At 36.2% G+C, this 18320-nt stretch carries 12 protein-coding genes, 6 tRNA genes and 3 rRNA genes; 2 read left to right on the top strand and 19 right to left on the bottom strand.

The window, feature by feature from the left end:
- Window position 1: 1 nt before the first annotated feature.
- The 18 genes from cdaA to EQ029_RS03770 form a co-directional block, all read right to left on the bottom strand.
- The gene (cdaA, locus tag EQ029_RS03855) at window positions 2-808 is read right to left on the bottom strand and encodes a diadenylate cyclase CdaA (protein WP_011275189.1); all 807 of its coding nucleotides are present in this window, start codon (window positions 806-808) and stop codon (window positions 2-4) included.
- Between the two features lie 222 nt (window positions 809-1030).
- Window positions 1031-1103 (bottom strand) — tRNA-Lys (locus EQ029_RS03850).
- 3 nt (window positions 1104-1106) lie between these two features.
- A tRNA-Gln gene (locus EQ029_RS03845) sits at window positions 1107-1181 on the bottom strand.
- Window positions 1182-1187: 6 nt separating this feature from the next.
- Window positions 1188-1271 (bottom strand) — tRNA-Tyr (locus EQ029_RS03840).
- A gap of 10 nt (window positions 1272-1281) precedes the next feature.
- Window positions 1282-1357 (bottom strand) — tRNA-Val (locus EQ029_RS03835).
- A 5-nt stretch (window positions 1358-1362) separates the two neighbouring features.
- Window positions 1363-1437: transfer RNA gene (locus EQ029_RS03830), tRNA-Glu, on the bottom strand.
- 1 nt (window position 1438) lies between these two features.
- Window positions 1439-1513, bottom strand: a tRNA-Asn gene (locus tag EQ029_RS03825).
- 12 nt (window positions 1514-1525) lie between these two features.
- A 5S ribosomal RNA gene (gene rrf / locus EQ029_RS03820) occupies window positions 1526-1640 on the bottom strand.
- Window positions 1641-1711: 71 nt separating this feature from the next.
- A 23S ribosomal RNA gene (locus EQ029_RS03815) occupies window positions 1712-4633 on the bottom strand.
- Between the two features lie 440 nt (window positions 4634-5073).
- Window positions 5074-6624, bottom strand: a 16S ribosomal RNA gene (locus tag EQ029_RS03810).
- Together the 16S, 23S and 5S rRNA genes with 6 tRNA genes alongside form the textbook arrangement of a ribosomal RNA operon.
- Window positions 6625-7105: 481 nt before the next feature.
- The gene (locus tag EQ029_RS03805) at window positions 7106-8422 is read right to left on the bottom strand and encodes an ISL3 family transposase (protein WP_011275929.1); all 1317 of its coding nucleotides are present in this window, start codon (window positions 8420-8422) and stop codon (window positions 7106-7108) included.
- 154 nt (window positions 8423-8576) lie between these two features.
- Window positions 8577-9644: a P-loop NTPase gene (locus tag EQ029_RS03800; protein ID WP_057504707.1), complete on the bottom strand. Its 1068-nt coding sequence runs from the start codon at window positions 9642-9644 to the stop codon at window positions 8577-8579.
- Window positions 9645-9788: 144 nt separating this feature from the next.
- On the bottom strand, window positions 9789-11240 hold the full coding sequence (locus EQ029_RS03795) for an MDR family MFS transporter (protein ID WP_057504706.1): 1452 nt from the start codon (window positions 11238-11240) through the stop codon (window positions 9789-9791).
- 74 nt (window positions 11241-11314) lie between these two features.
- A complete protein-coding gene (locus tag EQ029_RS03790) occupies window positions 11315-11782 on the bottom strand; it encodes a SepA family multidrug efflux transporter (RefSeq protein ID WP_016931351.1) in 468 nt (155 codons plus the stop codon).
- A gap of 124 nt (window positions 11783-11906) precedes the next feature.
- Window positions 11907-13235, bottom strand: coding sequence for a multidrug efflux MFS transporter SdrM (sdrM, locus tag EQ029_RS03785; RefSeq protein WP_011275184.1), 1329 nt, complete (start codon window positions 13233-13235; stop codon window positions 11907-11909).
- 139 nt (window positions 13236-13374) lie between these two features.
- Window positions 13375-14058, bottom strand: coding sequence for a PAQR family membrane homeostasis protein TrhA (trhA, locus tag EQ029_RS03780; RefSeq protein WP_011275183.1), 684 nt, complete (start codon window positions 14056-14058; stop codon window positions 13375-13377).
- A gap of 16 nt (window positions 14059-14074) precedes the next feature.
- A complete protein-coding gene (locus tag EQ029_RS03775) occupies window positions 14075-15262 on the bottom strand; it encodes a UTP--glucose-1-phosphate uridylyltransferase (protein ID WP_016931349.1) in 1188 nt (395 codons plus the stop codon).
- Window positions 15263-15317: 55 nt separating this feature from the next.
- A complete protein-coding gene (locus tag EQ029_RS03770; protein ID WP_011275181.1) occupies window positions 15318-15836 on the bottom strand; it encodes a metal-dependent hydrolase in 519 nt (172 codons plus the stop codon).
- 176 nt (window positions 15837-16012) lie between these two features.
- Between EQ029_RS03770 and EQ029_RS03765 the strand changes: the two genes are divergently transcribed.
- A complete protein-coding gene (locus EQ029_RS03765) occupies window positions 16013-16273 on the top strand; it encodes a SunI/YnzG family protein (protein WP_011275180.1) in 261 nt (86 codons plus the stop codon).
- Window positions 16274-16428: 155 nt separating this feature from the next.
- On the top strand, window positions 16429-16743 hold the full coding sequence (locus EQ029_RS03760) for a heme oxygenase (protein WP_011275179.1): 315 nt from the start codon (window positions 16429-16431) through the stop codon (window positions 16741-16743).
- 76 nt (window positions 16744-16819) lie between these two features.
- Here the strand turns inward: EQ029_RS03760 and EQ029_RS03755 are convergent, their stop codons facing one another.
- The gene (locus EQ029_RS03755) at window positions 16820-18136 is read right to left on the bottom strand and encodes a YjiH family protein (protein ID WP_222125915.1); all 1317 of its coding nucleotides are present in this window, start codon (window positions 18134-18136) and stop codon (window positions 16820-16822) included.
- Window positions 18137-18320: the final 184 nt, after the last annotated feature.

Here is an 18320-nt window from a genome sequence, read left to right as displayed (position 1 = left end):
CTTATTTCACACCTTTCTTTTGAAAGCGTGTGCCAAACCAATGTTCGGCTAATAATTCTTCAAATACCTCAGTTGAGATATCTCTACGTAATTTACCATCAAAAGTTACAGATATTGAACCTGTTTCCTCTGAAACAACAATTGTAAATGCATCTGAAACTTCAGAGATACCCACTGCAGCTCTATGTCTAGTTCCTAGACTTTTAGAAATTTTAGCACTATCTGATAAGGGCAAGTAACTAGCTGCACTAGCAATCTTAGAATTTTGAACAATCATTGCACCATCATGTAGTGGCGTATTTGGTATAAATACATTAATTAATAATTCTTGAGATATTTCAGAATTCATCGCTATACCCGTTTCAATATAATCTTGTAATCCCGTTTCCTTTTCAAAAACGATCAAAGCACCAATACGTCTTTTAGCCATATATTGAACAGCTTTTGATACTGCTTCAATTAACTTTTCTTCATCATGACTGTATGTATTAGTATAACGTTTAAATAAGCTTCCACGACCTAACTGCTCCAATGCTCTTCTTATTTCGGGTTGGAAAATAACAATAAGCGCAAGAACACCCCATTGAATTACAATATCAAAAAGTTTAGATGTAGCAGTTAAATTTAGAATTTTACTCACTTGTTGACCAATTACAATAAAAAGAATACCTTTAAGTAATTGAATTGCTTTGGTTCCTTTAAATACAGTTATGAGAAGATAAAGGACATACCATACTATAAGTAAATCCAGCACACTCGTTACAATTTTTAATGTACTAAGATTATCAAAAAAGTTGGAAAAATCCATAGCATCTCCTCCGAATATATTTTCCATAGTAATAATTATACCAATGATAATTACAACTGTCATATGAACAAATAAATTGTATAAAAAAAGTAGATTAATCAATTAATCAGCAATTGATTAATGGTTTATTTCCAATATAATCAATCTTTAAATAGATAAACTCTATAATACTTTTATTTAATTTTATAAAAAAAAGCACTCCTATACAGGAGTGCTAATAAGTGAGCCATAGAGGATTCGAACCTCTGACCCTCTGATTAAAAGTCAGATGCTCTACCAACTGAGCTAATGGCTCTAATGGCTGGGCTAGCTGGATTCGAACCAGCGCGTGACGGAGTCAAAGTCCGTTGCCTTACCGCTTGGCTATAGCCCATTAGAATGGTGGAGGGGGGCAGATTCGAACTGCCGAACCCGAAGGAGCGGATTTACAGTCCGCCGCGTTTAGCCACTTCGCTACCCCTCCGACATACAAATGGTGGAGAATGACGGGTTCGAACCGCCGACCCTCTGCTTGTAAGGCAGATGCTCTCCCAGCTGAGCTAATTCTCCAATAATGGTGACTCCTACGGGACTCGAACCCGTGTTACCGCCGTGAAAGGGCGGTGTCTTAACCGCTTGACCAAGGAGCCATGGCTCCGCAGGTAGGATTCGAACCTACGACCGATCGGTTAACAGCCGATAGCTCTACCACTGAGCTACTGCGGAATAATTTAATTTGCCTGGCAACGTCCTACTCTAGCGGAACGTAAATCCAACTACCATCGGCGCTAAGGAGCTTAACTTCTGTGTTCGGCATGGGAACAGGTGTGACCTCCTTGCCATTGTCACCAGACAAGAGAATGATTATACATTCAAAACTAAATAGTAAGTAAATGATTTTGCTTCGCAAAACATTGAAATAAATTGATTAAGTCTTCGATCGATTAGTATTCGTCAGCTCCACGTGTCACCACGCTTCCACCTCGAACCTATTAACCTCATCATCTTTGAGGGATCTTATAACCGAAGTTGGGAAATCTCATCTTGAGGGGGGCTTCATGCTTAGATGCTTTCAGCACTTATCCCGTCCATACATAGCTACCCAGCTATGCCGTTGGCACGACAACTGGTACACCAGAGGTATGTCCATCCCGGTCCTCTCGTACTAAGGACAGCTCCTCTCAAATTTCCTACGCCCACGACGGATAGGGACCGAACTGTCTCACGACGTTCTGAACCCAGCTCGCGTACCGCTTTAATGGGCGAACAGCCCAACCCTTGGGACCGACTACAGCCCCAGGATGCGATGAGCCGACATCGAGGTGCCAAACCTCCCCGTCGATGTGAACTCTTGGGGGAGATAAGCCTGTTATCCCCGGGGTAGCTTTTATCCGTTGAGCGATGGCCCTTCCATGCGGAACCACCGGATCACTAAGTCCGTCTTTCGACCCTGCTCGACTTGTAGGTCTCGCAGTCAAGCTCCCTTATGCCTTTACACTCTATGAATGATTTCCAACCATTCTGAGGGAACCTTTGAGCGCCTCCGTTACCTTTTAGGAGGCGACCGCCCCAGTCAAACTGCCCGCCTGACACTGTCTCCCACCACGATAAGTGGTGCGGGTTAGAAAGCCAACACAGCTAGGGTAGTATCCCACCAGCGCCTCCACGTAAGCTAGCGCTCACGTTTCAAAGGCTCCTACCTATCCTGTACAAGCTGTGCCGAATTTCAATATCAGGCTACAGTAAAGCTCCACGGGGTCTTTCCGTCCTGTCGCGGGTAACCTGCATCTTCACAGGTACTATGATTTCACCGAGTCTCTCGTTGAGACAGTGCCCAAATCGTTACGCCTTTCGTGCGGGTCGGAACTTACCCGACAAGGAATTTCGCTACCTTAGGACCGTTATAGTTACGGCCGCCGTTTACTGGGGCTTCGATTCGTAGCTTCGCAGAAGCTAACCACTCCTCTTAACCTTCCAGCACCGGGCAGGCGTCAGCCCCTATACATCACCTTACGGTTTAGCAGAGACCTGTGTTTTTGATAAACAGTCGCTTGGGCCTATTCACTGCGGCTCTTCTGGGCTTGCACCCTAAAGAGCACCCCTTCTCCCGAAGTTACGGGGTCATTTTGCCGAGTTCCTTAACGAGAGTTCGCTCGCTCACCTTAGAATTCTCATCTTGACTACCTGTGTCGGTTTGCGGTACGGGCACCTATTATCTATCTAGAGGCTTTTCTCGGCAGTGTGAAATCAACGACTCGAGGAAACAATTTCCTCTCCCCATCACAGCTCAATCTTAAGAGTGCCGGATTTGCCTAACACTCAATCTCACTGCTTAGACGTACAATCCAATCGTACGCTTCGCCTATCCTACTGCGTCCCCCCATCGATTAAAACGATGCTAGGTGGTACAGGAATATCAACCTGTTATCCATCGCCTACGCCTGTCGGCCTCAGCTTAGGACCCGACTAACCCAGAGCGGACGAGCCTTCCTCTGGAAACCTTAGTCAATCGGTGGACGGGATTCTCACCCGTCTTTCGCTACTCACACCGGCATTCTCACTTCTAAGCGCTCCACATGTCCTTGCGATCATGCTTCAACGCCCTTAGAACGCTCTCCTACCATTGTCCTACGGACAATCCACAGCTTCGGTAATATGTTTAGCCCCGGTACATTTTCGGCGCAGTGTCACTCGACTAGTGAGCTATTACGCACTCTTTAAATGATGGCTGCTTCTAAGCCAACATCCTAGTTGTCTGGGCAACGCCACATCCTTTTCCACTTAACATATATTTTGGGACCTTAGCTGGTGGTCTGGGCTGTTTCCCTTTCGAACACGGACCTTATCACCCATGTTCTGACTCCCAAGTTAAATTAATTGGCATTCGGAGTTTGTCTGAATTCGGTAACCCGAGAGGGGCCCCTCGTCCAAACAGTGCTCTACCTCCAATAATCATCACTTGAGGCTAGCCCTAAAGCTATTTCGGAGAGAACCAGCTATCTCCAAGTTCGATTGGAATTTCTCCGCTACCCACAGTTCATCCGCTCACTTTTCAACGTAAGTCGGTTCGGTCCTCCATTCAGTGTTACCTGAACTTCAACCTGACCATGGGTAGATCACCTGGTTTCGGGTCTACGACCAAATACTCAACGCCCTATTCAGACTCGCTTTCGCTACGGCTCCACATTTCCTGCTTAACCTTGCATCAGATCGTAACTCGCCGGTTCATTCTACAAAAGGCACGCCATCACCCATTAACGGGCTCTGACTACTTGTAAGCACACGGTTTCAAGTTCTCTTTCACTCCCCTTCCGGGGTACTTTTCACCTTTCCCTCACGGTACTGGTTCACTATCGGTCACTAGAGAGTATTTAGCCTTAGGAGATGGTCCTCCCAGATTCCGACGGAATTTCACGTGCTCCGTCGTACTCAGGATCCACTCAAGAGAGAATATATTTTCAACTACAGGATTATTACCTTCTTTGATTCAACTTTCCAGATGATTCGTCTAATATATTCCTTTGTAACTCCGTATAGAGTGTCCTACAACCCCAATAAGCAAGCTTATTGGTTTGGGCTCTTCCCGTTTCGCTCGCCGCTACTCAGGGAATCGATTTTTCTTTCTCTTCCTCCGGGTACTAAGATGTTTCAGTTCTCCGGGTCTGCCTTCTGACAAGCTATGAATTCACTTGTCGATAACACGACATAACTCGTGCTGGGTTCCCCCATTCGGAAATCTCTGGATCAACGCTTACTTACAGCTACCCAAAGCATATCGTCGTTAGTAACGTCCTTCGTCGGCTTCTAGTGCCAAGGCATCCACCGTGCGCCCTTAATAACTTAATCTATGTTTCCACCAAACTTTTAGTCAATCGTTCTCATATTGCTTCGTTTTCATTCATTTAAATGCTCATTTACAAAAGTAAACTGCGCTTTAAATAAACTCAACTCATTATCTAAAAACGATTTCTTTAAAAGTTCAAGTCGAAAACCTGTTATTAATCTTGTGAGTGTTCTTTCGAACACTAGCGATTATATTTTATGAATTCAAGCTTTTTTAAAACTCTTATTCACTCGGTTTTGCTTGGTAAAATCTATTTTACTTACTTATCTAGTTTTCAATGTACAATCAACAAACAAACAATCACATCAAAATAGTATATCAAAATATAATTTTGAATGCAATTTTCATTTAGTTGTTGAATGTTTAAAATAAACATTCAAAACTGAATACAATATGTCACGTTATTCCTCATCTCTACGAGATGTTCCGAATATATCCTTAGAAAGGAGGTGATCCAGCCGCACCTTCCGATACGGCTACCTTGTTACGACTTCACCCCAATCATTTGTCCCACCTTCGACGGCTAGCTCCAAATGGTTACTCCACCGGCTTCGGGTGTTACAAACTCTCGTGGTGTGACGGGCGGTGTGTACAAGACCCGGGAACGTATTCACCGTAGCATGCTGATCTACGATTACTAGCGATTCCAGCTTCATGTAGTCGAGTTGCAGACTACAATCCGAACTGAGAACAACTTTATGGGATTTGCTTGACCTCGCGGTTTCGCTGCCCTTTGTATTGTCCATTGTAGCACGTGTGTAGCCCAAATCATAAGGGGCATGATGATTTGACGTCATCCCCACCTTCCTCCGGTTTGTCACCGGCAGTCAACTTAGAGTGCCCAACTTAATGATGGCAACTAAGCTTAAGGGTTGCGCTCGTTGCGGGACTTAACCCAACATCTCACGACACGAGCTGACGACAACCATGCACCACCTGTCACTTTGTCCCCCGAAGGGGAAGGCTCTATCTCTAGAGTTGTCAAAGGATGTCAAGATTTGGTAAGGTTCTTCGCGTTGCTTCGAATTAAACCACATGCTCCACCGCTTGTGCGGGTCCCCGTCAATTCCTTTGAGTTTCAACCTTGCGGTCGTACTCCCCAGGCGGAGTGCTTAATGCGTTAGCTGCAGCACTAAGGGGCGGAAACCCCCTAACACTTAGCACTCATCGTTTACGGCGTGGACTACCAGGGTATCTAATCCTGTTTGATCCCCACGCTTTCGCACATCAGCGTCAGTTACAGACCAGAAAGTCGCCTTCGCCACTGGTGTTCCTCCATATCTCTGCGCATTTCACCGCTACACATGGAATTCCACTTTCCTCTTCTGCACTCAAGTTTTCCAGTTTCCAATGACCCTCCACGGTTGAGCCGTGGGCTTTCACATCAGACTTAAAAAACCGCCTACGCGCGCTTTACGCCCAATAATTCCGGATAACGCTTGCCACCTACGTATTACCGCGGCTGCTGGCACGTAGTTAGCCGTGGCTTTCTGATTAGGTACCGTCAAGACGTGCATAGTTACTTACACGTATGTTCTTCCCTAATAACAGAGTTTTACGATCCGAAGACCTTCATCACTCACGCGGCGTTGCTCCGTCAGGCTTTCGCCCATTGCGGAAGATTCCCTACTGCTGCCTCCCGTAGGAGTCTGGACCGTGTCTCAGTTCCAGTGTGGCCGATCACCCTCTCAGGTCGGCTACGTATCGTCGCCTTGGTAAGCCGTTACCTTACCAACTAGCTAATACGGCGCGGGTCCATCTATAAGTGATAGCAAAACCATCTTTCACTATCGAACCATGCGGTTCGAAATATTATCCGGTATTAGCTCCGGTTTCCCGAAGTTATCCCAGTCTTATAGGTAGGTTACCCACGTGTTACTCACCCGTCCGCCGCTAACGTCAAAGGAGCAAGCTCCTTGTCTGTTCGCTCGACTTGCATGTATTAGGCACGCCGCCAGCGTTCATCCTGAGCCAGGATCAAACTCTCCATAAAAATTTATGATGTTTGATTAGCTCATAATACTAAATAGTGTTTGTAACAATTAAGTTACTGTTTTTGGAATTAACGTTGACATATTGTCATTCAGTTTTCAATGTTCATTTTTCAAACTAACTTCTTAATTATATAACTTCTGTTTAACAAAGTCAATAACTTTTGTTGATTACTTTAATCATTTTAAGTCATCTTAATTAGTTTTGCAATGGTAACTTTTACACCATCGAAACAAACTTTATAAAGAATTAACATTCCGTTTTCGACGACTTTTATATAATATCAAGATATAAGTATTACGTCAACACTTTTTTTGAACTAAATTATAAATTATTTATTATTCAAATGGATGCGTTACTCACAAGAAAACATTCTATCAGATTCAAGATATTTTGCAATAGAAAAAACGCATGAAATTCAAAATTCCATGCGTCAATTTTGGCTCTATGTCAAATCGGACTGATGAGTCCTAATATTGAGATTAAGCAACCTTAGGTTGTTTAATCTCTTTTTTTGTTGTTGAGGCAAATAGTCGCGAAGTTATAATAATTCTATTACGTAAATTATCATAATTTCTATAACCAAAAGATACCCTTTTAATGAGTTTGATTTTATTATTAATTCCTTCTAACGGACCGTTGGTCAGGTTAGAATATGTCATAGTATTTTCAATGAAAGTTGCTAATCGTCTTAAAGTTCTAATGACTGGGCGTAATTTAGGACACACATCTGAAAGATGAATAGAAAAGAGTTTATGATTAAATTTCTCTATTTGGTTTTCTTTTAAAAATCGTCTTAGCTCATGAACGTAGTGATATGTATTATATAATTCTTCATCTACATCTAATAAGTAATTTACAATGCCTTTTTCAGTTTTCCACTCTTTAAATAAATGGACTTTACGATAATTAAATGCCTCTAGCGTTTCAAAAGGTTTAAGAAATAATTTCCAATAACTTTTATATTTATTATAAAGCGGTCTATTTGAGGCCCTATAACAATTCATTACATGAACTCTAGACATATTTAACGCTCGATTTAAGGATTGAACAATATGAAAACGATCAATAATAATCTTCGCGTTAGGAAATAATTGCTTGATTAGCGACATATATGGTTCATACATATCAATCGTTACTGTTTTGACTTTTTGTCTTAGTTTCAAAGAATAGCGATAAAAATGATCTTTTAACGATTTTAACTTACGATCCGCTACCACATCTACGATGCGGTGCGATACAGCATCTGCATAAATAAAGCTCATTTTCCCAGTTACATTTTTAACACTTTTAAATTCGTCCATCATTAAGTGTTCAGGTAAAGCATCAAAAGAAGACTGACCTACGTCGCTTGCCGCTTGATTAATCACTCTAGACACAGTCATTGATGATATTAAGCATGACTTAGCGATAGATTTTTGAGAGCGGCATTCTTGTGCTTTATTTAAAACTGCAAGTTTTGTTTTATTTGAAATAAAGCAATGAGCGTCGACAATATTAGATTTAGCAGTAAAATGACTATCGCATGTTTTACAATAAAATCTTTGTTTTTGAAGATTTAAATAAGCGGGCATTTCCATAATTTTAAGCAAAGTAATCGTTGAGGTTTTCTTACCATTTTTTACTATAGAGAAATTATCATTTTTAGCTAAACAATTTTCACAATATGTAGGTTGATAAGTGAGCTCGGCATAATAAAACAGGCTCATTCGTCCTTTATATTTTTTCTCAATCACTTCGTCTGAAAAATTGATATTTTTATCTTTAATTCTTAATGTTTTTAATATAGACTTACACATAGGCGCATTACCTTTCTTTTTTATTTTGTTTGGTAGCTAATAATTATAGAGGTAATTGCGCCTTTTTTCTATTCAAAAACATAAAAATTGGACTGATGAATTTTGTCATCAGTCCAATTTATTATAGAACCTCAATTTTACACTAAATCTATCTTTATTTTTTAATTGTAGATGCTATCACTTTTTGGGCGATAGATGTGTAGATTTCTCCTAAACGATCATCTGCTTGATAAATAGAGGGAGAGAAATCTTTAGGATTCCAAGTAGGTTGTTCTAATGGTAGTTCTCCTAATAACTGAGTATTTAATTCATCTGCTAGTTTACGTCCTCCGCCTTTACCAAAGACATATTCTTTATTACCTGTTTCTTTACTTTCAAAATAACTCATATTTTCGATAACACCGAGAATAGAGTGCTCGGTATGTTTTGCCATTGCCCCTGCTCTAGCAGCAACAAATGCTGCAGTAGGATGCGGTGTCGTTACAATTATCTCTTTACTACTTGGTAGCATTGAATGTACATCTAAAGCTACATCCCCTGTTCCTGGAGGTAAGTCTAATAGTAAGTAATCAAGTCCCCCCCATTTCACTTCTACAAAGAAATTGGTTAACATTTTCCCTAACATAGGTCCACGCCATATTACTGGTGCATTCTCTTCTACGAAAAAGGCCATTGATATAACTTTCACTCCATGACGTTCTACTGGAATAATCTCTTTTCCTTGAACTCCTGGTTTCTCATCAATACCCATCATATCTGGAACACTAAAACCATAAATATCCGCATCAACTAAACCAACACGTTTACCTTCGCGGGCTAAGGCTACTGCTAAATTTACTGCTACTGTAGATTTACCTACACCGCCTTTTCCTGAAGCAATCGCTATAAATTCTACAGGATTGTCTTTAGATAAAAGTCCCTCAATGGTCTTAGGTTGTTCTTCTTTCTTACCAGTATATTGCTCAACCGTTTCGGCAGGTAATTCTTCAAATCTTATTCCAACAGTATTAGCACCATTATCTTTAAGCGCTTTAACTATTGCCATTTGTAAATCTAATTGCGGTTGTCCGCCTAATTGTGCCATTGCCACTTTGACACTAACATGCTCTATTTCTTCTTTAATAGTTACTTCTACAATACCGTCTGTCTCTTTAAGTGGTGCATCTATAATTGGATCTTTTAATGCTCCAACTATTTCTTTCACTTGATCTACCGTTAACAATGAAAATCCCCCTTAGTATTCTTTATACCTTTATAATATCAAATATTAATATGTATTGACTTTCTAAATTAGTATATATTTTTTAAATATATAAAAAAAGAAGTTAGCTCACTATTTGTTGGCTAACTTCTATCAATATCAGATTTACATATCCCGTGTATTTGTTGAATTTTTATTATAGTGTCTTTCCTCTTTGATAAATAAAGAGAAAATAAAGCCTATAATTACAAGACCAGTAACTATTGCAAACGATAAATCTACACCAGCTGCAACACTCTGTCTTTGTAATATTTCATGGTTCGAACTTGCTGAAGAACCAGTGCTGAGTATTTTTGCACCAATACTCATGAAAGTTACCATTAAAGCTGTTCCTAGAGAGCCAGCCATAACACGACCGAAGTTCATGATGGCAGTACCATGTGATATATCTTCATTTCTAAGTGCATTTATACCTGCAGTATTGATAGGCATCATTAATAATGAAACTGCAAACATTCTTATAGCATAAACAACAACTAACATAGTGTATGATGAATCATATTTCAAGAAACTTAAAGATGCCGTTGTTACGATAAGAATAATGAAACCAATTAAAATTAAAAGTCTAGGCCCATACTTATCATATATTTCACCTGTATAAACAGACATTATACCGTTTAAAATGGCTCCGGGCATAATGACCAATCCAGACATAAATGCACTCAACCCAAGTCCATTTTGAACAAATAAAGGAATTAAGAGGGCTGGACCTACCATTGACATCATTACAATCATTGAAGTTATAGTACTGAAAGTGAATATTTTGCTTTTAAAAACTTTGAGGTTTAACAAAGGATTAGTGATACTTAACTGTCTTCTAATAAATGTGATAACTATTAGAATACCAATAATGGCCGAGATTACAACAATTGGATTAGTGAACCCCAAATTACCTGCACTACTGAACGCATAAAGCATTAATCCGAATCCTAACGTTGAATAAACAACTGATCTTTTATCTAACGCTGTCTTTTTAATTTCGTTATAACTAGATAGCGTGATAGCACCAAATATATATCCTACGAGCGCAATGCCTACAACTATAATGAAAGGCACTCTCCAACTTGTATTATCAATAATTAACCCAGAAAACGTAGGACCTATTGCTGGAGCAAATTGTATGACCAAACCAGCCAATCCCATTGCAAATCCACGTTTCTCTTTTGAAAATAAAGTAAACAATGTGAACTGCATGAGCGGCATAATAATTCCAGCACCAATAGCTTGAATCACTCTGGCAAACATTAGGACACCAAAGCTAGGTGCAATGGCAGCTACAATTGAACCAACTAAGAAAATTCCCATTGAAACTAAATATAATGGTTTTGTTTTAATTCGATCCATCAGATAAGCAGTTAAAGGGATCATCGTCCCATTAACAAGCATAAAGCCTGTTACTAACCATTGAGCAGTATTTTCAGATGTATTTAATTCTTTCATAATGTGTGGCAAAGCCGTATTTAGTAAAGTTTGATTTAAAATAGCGATAAATGCACTTAATAGCATTACCGCTACGATGAGGTTCCGTTTTTTTGTGGATACTTCTATATTCGCCATATAAAAACTCCTTTTATTTCATACATATTTTTTTATTCAACCAAATTTAGTATGCCAAGCAAACTAAATGCTTGCTATTTCTTATTATTAAGGTTCTCACTATCTGGATAAAATATAATTTTAAATATATATAACAATCCTATGATGACTGAAATAACCCAAAAATCAATCTCAATATAAACATAATGTATGTGAATAATAAAATAGAAGAGTATCGTAGTAACAACGTATGAAATCAAGTGGTACAAACTGCCATTAAAATATGGATTATTGGGCAATTGTTTTCTAAAATAGTCCATTAAATGTTCAATGGCAAATAAAATGAAGTAACCAAAAACAATATAGCTACCATAATAAACTAAATTATCTACTAAATTTTTATTGTAGGTAAAATAACCTAGCTTAAAAAAAATTAGGATTCGACTTAATCCAAATAAACCAAATCCTAAAAACATTAAAAAAATAGCACCTGAAATGATAAAGATAGTGAGGACAAGTAAAGTTGATAAAATATTTTTATAATTATTTTTAAAAAACTTCATCTTTCTGTCCTCCTTTATATACACGCTCATTTTATCATTAATAATTCACGATATAAAATTTAAAGTACATTAGTCTAAAACTTTATTATTCTTCAACTTTATTTCGTTTGAATGATTACACATTCTATACCTCAGGTCTATAAAGTGTTGACCACATAATAATCAGAAGAATAGCGACTAATGAAACTGCAAATAATATATTGTAAAAATGCCCATCCATGATTCCAACTGACATAGCATAGAAATATCCCATTACAGTTGAACCTATTGAAGAACCTAAATTTTTAGTTAATGCATAGAAAGACATCATTTTCTTCATATGTCTAGGATCTGTTTCTTCTTGAACGATGACACTGTCCTTTGTATAAACAAATCCAAAACTTACCCCAGCAAGAATTACTGTTGCTGCTATTAATAATGGTACTTTAAGACCAAACATGAGTATGATACTGCTAATCAATAATAATGTAAAAGCACTAATATATAATGCTTTTCGAGTTAAGTTCTCTTCTACCTTTGCTAAGTTAAAATTTAAAACTAACCAAGCTACTGACAGTGGGAATATTACCAAACCACTTTGAAGTGGTGAAAGATGTAAGTGATCTTGTAAGTAGATTGGAATGTATAAATTGTATCCCATTAAAGACATAGCTATTAATAAATCTGTTACAAATACTAGTGAAACTGAACGATTAAACTCTGAAATTGGGATAAATGGATTCTTTATTTTGCTCTCAAATTTAAATAAAATAAAGATAAAAATGAAAGCTAGCATCAATGCAATAATATTTAATACTATTGAAGACTTACTCAATAAACCAAACATAAACAATCCTATAAATATGTAAAAGAAAGAAAGCCCCTTAACATCTAAGCTTGAAGATTTAACTTCTGATTCTTCTGAAAAATGAAATGTAATAAATGCAAGTATAATTGCAATAACTGCTATTGGAATATTTATAAAAAATAACCAATGCCATGTTGCAAACTCTAAAATTGCCCCACCTAATAATGGTCCAATAATACTTGAAATTCCCCAGACACTTCCTACAATTCCCATAATTTTGTATCTAAATGGTATTTCAAATGCTAATTTTGGAACAATTTGAGTCAGCGACATCATAACTCCTGCTCCCAATCCTTGAACAATTCTAGAGATAATAAGCATTATAAATGTGTCACTCATTCCTGACATTAAACTGCCAATACCAAATAAAAACACGCCTATCATTGCAATATATAATATTTTAAATCTTGTTAATAATTCACCAACAATAGGATTCGCAACTACTAGCGCTATGAAATAAACAGTAAATACTAATGATATAGATGCACCAGCGTTTAAGTCAGTTCTTATAGTGGGCATCGCTAATGAGATAATTGAGCTTTCTATTGCAGCCATAAACATAGTTAAAACTAAAGTTACGACGATACCTATTGATTTAAAGTTCATGAACATTATTCCTCCTAAATAAATTTCAGATTCTTTAATAGGATAATCAACATTTTATTTTATATGCAATAGAATGATTACCTTAAATAAAAAAATAAGACTGATGACCGATAAAATCATCAACCCTATTTTAAATTCTCTAAATAAAATAAAGTATTGCTATTAAATGAAACATTGAAGCGATTACGATAAAAATATGCCAAATCATATGAAAGTATGGACGGTTTTTTTGGGCATAAAACCAAGCACCAATAGTGTAAGATAAGCCTCCTAGTACAATGAATAAGATAAATAACCAAGATGTACGCATAATGATAATAGGTAGAAAAATAATACCAACCCATCCCATTACCAAATAGACAATCAAACTTAATTTAGGATTCACATTAACAGAAATGGACTTATACAAAATTCCCCAAATTGTAGTACCCCAAAGTAATATGAATACAAACCAACCAATCCATCCTCCTACGACAGTTAATAAAACTGGCGTATAAGTTCCTGAAATAGCAACATAAATCATACTATGATCAATAATTCTTAAAATATATTTGTGAGCAGTATTATTTTTCATTGCATGATATATAGTTGAAGAGATAAACATCATAAAAATACTAATTACAAATATAGAAATACTAACTGAGCTTAACGTTCCATGTGCTATATAACTATGAACTGCAGCATATGGTAGTAAAAAAAGTGTAAGTAAAGCAGCTACACCATGTGAAACTGAGTTACCAATTTCTTCACCGAAAGATAGAGGAATGATGTCTTTAAATGATTCGACAACAGTACCTTTTGCATTCTTAGTTGAGTTAGACATCTGGCCCCACCACCTTTTAAATTAAATTCAAACGTTCTAAATCTGATGTAGCAGTTTCAACACTATCTTTACCTTCTTTATTTTTAAGTGGAGAAAATTCATCTTCTCTATTAACTTGCAACGTTACAAAACTTGTTGCATATCTAAAAATATCAAAGTAAAACAATTCAAATTTTAATGTTGGTTTTTCAACAACTCCAAAATCTTCATCTAATTGCTTTAATTTTTTCACTGCTAAGTGATATGGTAAATCATTATTTACTGCTTGTTTAATAAATGCAATTTTAAAGGCATGAATTCCAATATTTGCATTATCAAACGTATTAGCGACCGCTTCATCCAATTCAGAATACTCAAGAACTGTGTCCTTACTATTTTGATTTACTAATCGTCCGACACTTTCACCATCTTTAGGTTGAATTGATTTAGAAGTTACGTCGCAATCATTTACCACTGTAAACCCAGCAAATAATGGATCTAATACTTTAACTAATACGTTATCAATGTTATTTAAGAAAATAAATTTCACACCATCAGATGCCATTTTATCTAAGTAACCATTTTTTTCTAATGATTTAAATACACCACCATTTCCATTTGGCGTCTCCATTATATAACCTTGTTCATTAAGTACCAATTGCCCAGTTTCACATAATGCGACCATGTTTTCTTGTTTAAAGAAATGTACATTATCAGGGTTATAACCAAAATAATCATGTTGTTCAAAGTACGATAACGTTTCTTCATGATTGATATCACTAGTCATGATATACCAATTGATTAAATGACCAGTTTCCTTTTTAAGTTTAAGTAATTGTCGTGCTTGTAATTCAAACAAACTAACTCCTTTAATTTCAAATGAACCTTTTGGCCCTTTATAACCTAAACGCGTCCCTTGACCACCAGCCATTAATAAAACTGCAAATTCACCGTTTCGTATTGCTTCTATGCCTTTTTGTTCATATTTTGCACCTTCTTGATCAGTCAATTCAGTCTTGCGTTGATATTTTACTTCTGAAACAGATGACACATCAGAAATTGATTGACGATTAACATATAAATCTTGAAATAATTGTTGAATACTTTCTAAATCTAATTCATTCACTTTCGATTCTAATTTTTCTTTTTCATTACTGCTCATTAACTTTTCATATTCACTCAAATGTTCTTGATTATATTTCTTTAATTGATTTTGATCTAACATTTTAACTCTCCTTGTGATTAATTCAATATGTATTCATACACTCATTATTTGGTAGTTACCCTAAAATGGACTGACTTATATATTTTAATAAATGACTAATAGAAGTTTGAAATAATATGTATAATGCGCCAATACTTAATGCAGTAGCCAGTGATACATCGACTAAGCCACCAGTTTTAAAGGTAAACGGGAACTTAATAGTAAGAGGAATCGGATAAAGTAACTTTACTCCCCTTGGCGTTAACATATCTAGTATAACATGAGAGGCCATACCACCGATAATAGAAACCAAATAGTAAGTAGGAGTTTGAATCAAATTAAGGAGAAATACAATGATACCTATAAATAATAATGAGTGAGTAAATGTCCTATGACCGAATAACAGTCTAATAATTAAACTAAGCAATTTTAATTTTCTACCAATTTTACTTCCAGTGTGACAAATGTCTGGTAATAAACTTGAAACTACAGATAAACATATTACTGTAACAGTTGAGAACAAATCTGTTTGAAAGTGTTCGGTTGTTAATGCACCTACTAGTAATCCAGCAGATACGTGAGTTTTGCCTGTCATAAACCTTCTCCTTTATAGAGAACATTTTAACATAAACCACACTGAAATACGAACATATTTTCGGTGTTAGTTAAATAGTGTATCACAAAATTTAAAAAGTATATCATTAATACTTGAAAACGATTACACACTGATATATGATATAGACATAAATAACATAAAGGATGTGTTCTTTAATGGCAATGACTGTTAAGAAAGATAATAATGAAGTTAGAATTCAATGGAGAGTAGCTGATATCAAAATCCCTACTAGTGAAATTAAAAATATTTCACAAGACCAAGAAATTCATGCCGTTCCAGATTTAGATTCTAAAAATATTTCACGTATTGGTTCTACTTTTGGTAAAACTAATAGAGTGATTATTGATACAGATGATCATGAATACATTATTTATACGCACAACGACCAAAAGGTTTATAATGAATTAACTAAGTAATACCAATATACATTTTTCATTCGCAAAGTTATATAAAAAACTGTCAACTTCCGCTATGTAGTTGACAGTTTTTTAATCTAAATTAATAAATACTGTATTACTTTGTATTTTTCTCAATATTAATTAAACTACACTTAGATAAGGAGGTTAAAATTATGTTTGTTGTTACAAATAGAATTACCGTAAAAAAAGGTTTTGCAGAAAAAATGGCGCCAAGATTCACTAAAGGTGGAAAAATTGAAGCATTGCAAGGTTTTCATAAAATTGAAGTTTGGAAAGTGACACGAGATCATGAAAATGAAGACATGTACGTAAATACATGGTGGGAGACTGAAAAAGACTTTGAAGCTTGGACTAAAAGCGATGCATTTAAAGAAGCACATCAAAACAGAGACAAAACATCGTCTGAATCTTCACCGGTGATTAGCAGTGAAATTGTTAAAGCTACGGTGTTATCTACATTAAATTAAAAAAACGGCAATGAAGTATAGATAGGAATTGTTTATTTCAACATTTCTAACCTCTGACTTCATTGCCTTTACTATTTTATAATAATAAATGAGCCATTAACGCTATAATTGGTAAAGTGATTGCAGTTCTAATTAGGAAAATCATAAATAATTTACCTAAACTTACTGGTATTTTAGAACCTAATATTACACCACCAACTTCTGATAAATATATTAATTGAGAAATACTTAATGCACCAATTACAAATCTTGTAATCTCACTGTGCGCATCAGCAATTAATATAGATGGTAAGAACATATCTGCAAAACCAATCAATAATGTTTCAGAGGCTTTAGCCGCTTCTGGTATTTGCAATAGTTCAAGAATTGGAATAAAAGGTTGACCAATAATTGAAAATACTGGCGTATAATTAGCTATCATAGTCGCAAGCGTTCCGATGCTCATAACGACTGGAAGGATAACAAACCACATATCTATTACAGTTTTTAAGCCGGATTTCCAAAACTCTTTAAACCCTGGTGCTTTCAATCCAACAATAGTTGCCTCTTCAAAACCATATCCTAGTGCCGTTTTACCTTCAGGTAGTTTTTCTAATCTAGTATTCTCAGAAACTTCTTTAGTAAATTCATCAGGTATTTTGTTTAATGGCCAAATACGTGGCATGATCATTGCAGCAACAAAACATGAAATAATTACAGTTAAATAAAATGCAAAAAATTTATGTTGTAATCCAACAGTTTCTGCAATAACTATAGCAAAAGTAATAGAAACGACACTAAACGTAGTAGAAATCACTATGGATTCCCTTCTAGAGTATATGCCTCTTTCATACTGACGACTTGTTATTAGGACACCTACAGTTCCATCACCAATAAACGAAGCTAAATTATCTACTGTAGAGCGTCCTGGCAATGTGAATAATGGTCTCATAATTGGTCTAAATAAGGGGCCTAAAAATTCTAATAAACCATATTCCATTAAAAAAGGTAAGAATAGTGCAGCAAATAAAAATACTGCAACCAATGTAGGTAAAAGATCATAAAACACTAAACCACCAGTATCCTCTGAATAAATAACCTTTGAACCAAGTTTAAAATAGGTCATCCATACAAAGACGACGGCTAATATTCTTAATGTCATCCATACTGGACCAACTTTAAATGCACTATCTAATAATCCGCCTGGTTTAACTTTACTTTTAAAAATTGTCGAATAAAGTACTGTTAATATTGCAGACAATGTAATAATAAAAATTATAATAATTGGCATTGCATCACCTAGTAGACCTTTTAGCCAATTTGCTAAAAAGGCTACAGGTAATGTAGTTTGTTTCTCACCATCTTGTGTAACTGGTACTGGAATTAAGAAAAGTATAATTCCAATAATAGACATAGTTATGAATTTCGCTCTACCTTTGGCAATCTGTTGCTTTGAGTAACCTTCCACCACTAATAACCTCTTTCTTTCTCATTATTGATGCTTTTATATTCATTGATTATGTAAATATATTAAGTAAAACTGCGAACTTTTATATAAATATAAGAATATATGCATTTTTATAAATATCATGTTAAAT

The sequence above is a fragment of the Staphylococcus haemolyticus genome (assembly GCF_006094395.1).
In the GTDB taxonomy this organism is placed as follows: Bacteria; Bacillota; Bacilli; order Staphylococcales; family Staphylococcaceae; genus Staphylococcus; species Staphylococcus haemolyticus.
This window is presented reverse-complemented; position numbering and strand designations above follow the sequence as displayed.

What these genes read in the sequence shown, in the direction of transcription:
- cdaA (WP_011275189.1), bottom strand. Translation starts at nt 808, where the DNA reads ATGGATTTTTCCAACTTTTTTGATAATCTTAGTACATTAAAAATTGTA.
- EQ029_RS03805 (WP_011275929.1), bottom strand. Translation starts at nt 8,422, where the DNA reads ATGTGTAAGTCTATATTAAAAACATTAAGAATTAAAGATAAAAATATC.
- EQ029_RS03795 (WP_057504706.1), bottom strand. Translation starts at nt 11,240, where the DNA reads ATGGCGAATATAGAAGTATCCACAAAAAAACGGAACCTCATCGTAGCG.
- EQ029_RS03790 (WP_016931351.1), bottom strand. Translation starts at nt 11,782, where the DNA reads ATGAAGTTTTTTAAAAATAATTATAAAAATATTTTATCAACTTTACTT.
- sdrM (WP_011275184.1), bottom strand. Translation starts at nt 13,235, where the DNA reads ATGAACTTTAAATCAATAGGTATCGTCGTAACTTTAGTTTTAACTATG.
- trhA (WP_011275183.1), bottom strand. Translation starts at nt 14,058, where the DNA reads ATGTCTAACTCAACTAAGAATGCAAAAGGTACTGTTGTCGAATCATTT.
- EQ029_RS03775 (WP_016931349.1), bottom strand. Translation starts at nt 15,262, where the DNA reads ATGTTAGATCAAAATCAATTAAAGAAATATAATCAAGAACATTTGAGT.
- EQ029_RS03770 (WP_011275181.1), bottom strand. Translation starts at nt 15,836, where the DNA reads ATGACAGGCAAAACTCACGTATCTGCTGGATTACTAGTAGGTGCATTA.
- EQ029_RS03765 (WP_011275180.1), top strand. Translation starts at nt 16,013, where the DNA reads ATGGCAATGACTGTTAAGAAAGATAATAATGAAGTTAGAATTCAATGG.
- EQ029_RS03760 (WP_011275179.1), top strand. Translation starts at nt 16,429, where the DNA reads ATGTTTGTTGTTACAAATAGAATTACCGTAAAAAAAGGTTTTGCAGAA.
- EQ029_RS03755 (WP_222125915.1), bottom strand. Translation starts at nt 18,136, where the DNA reads ATGTCTATTATTGGAATTATACTTTTCTTAATTCCAGTACCAGTTACA.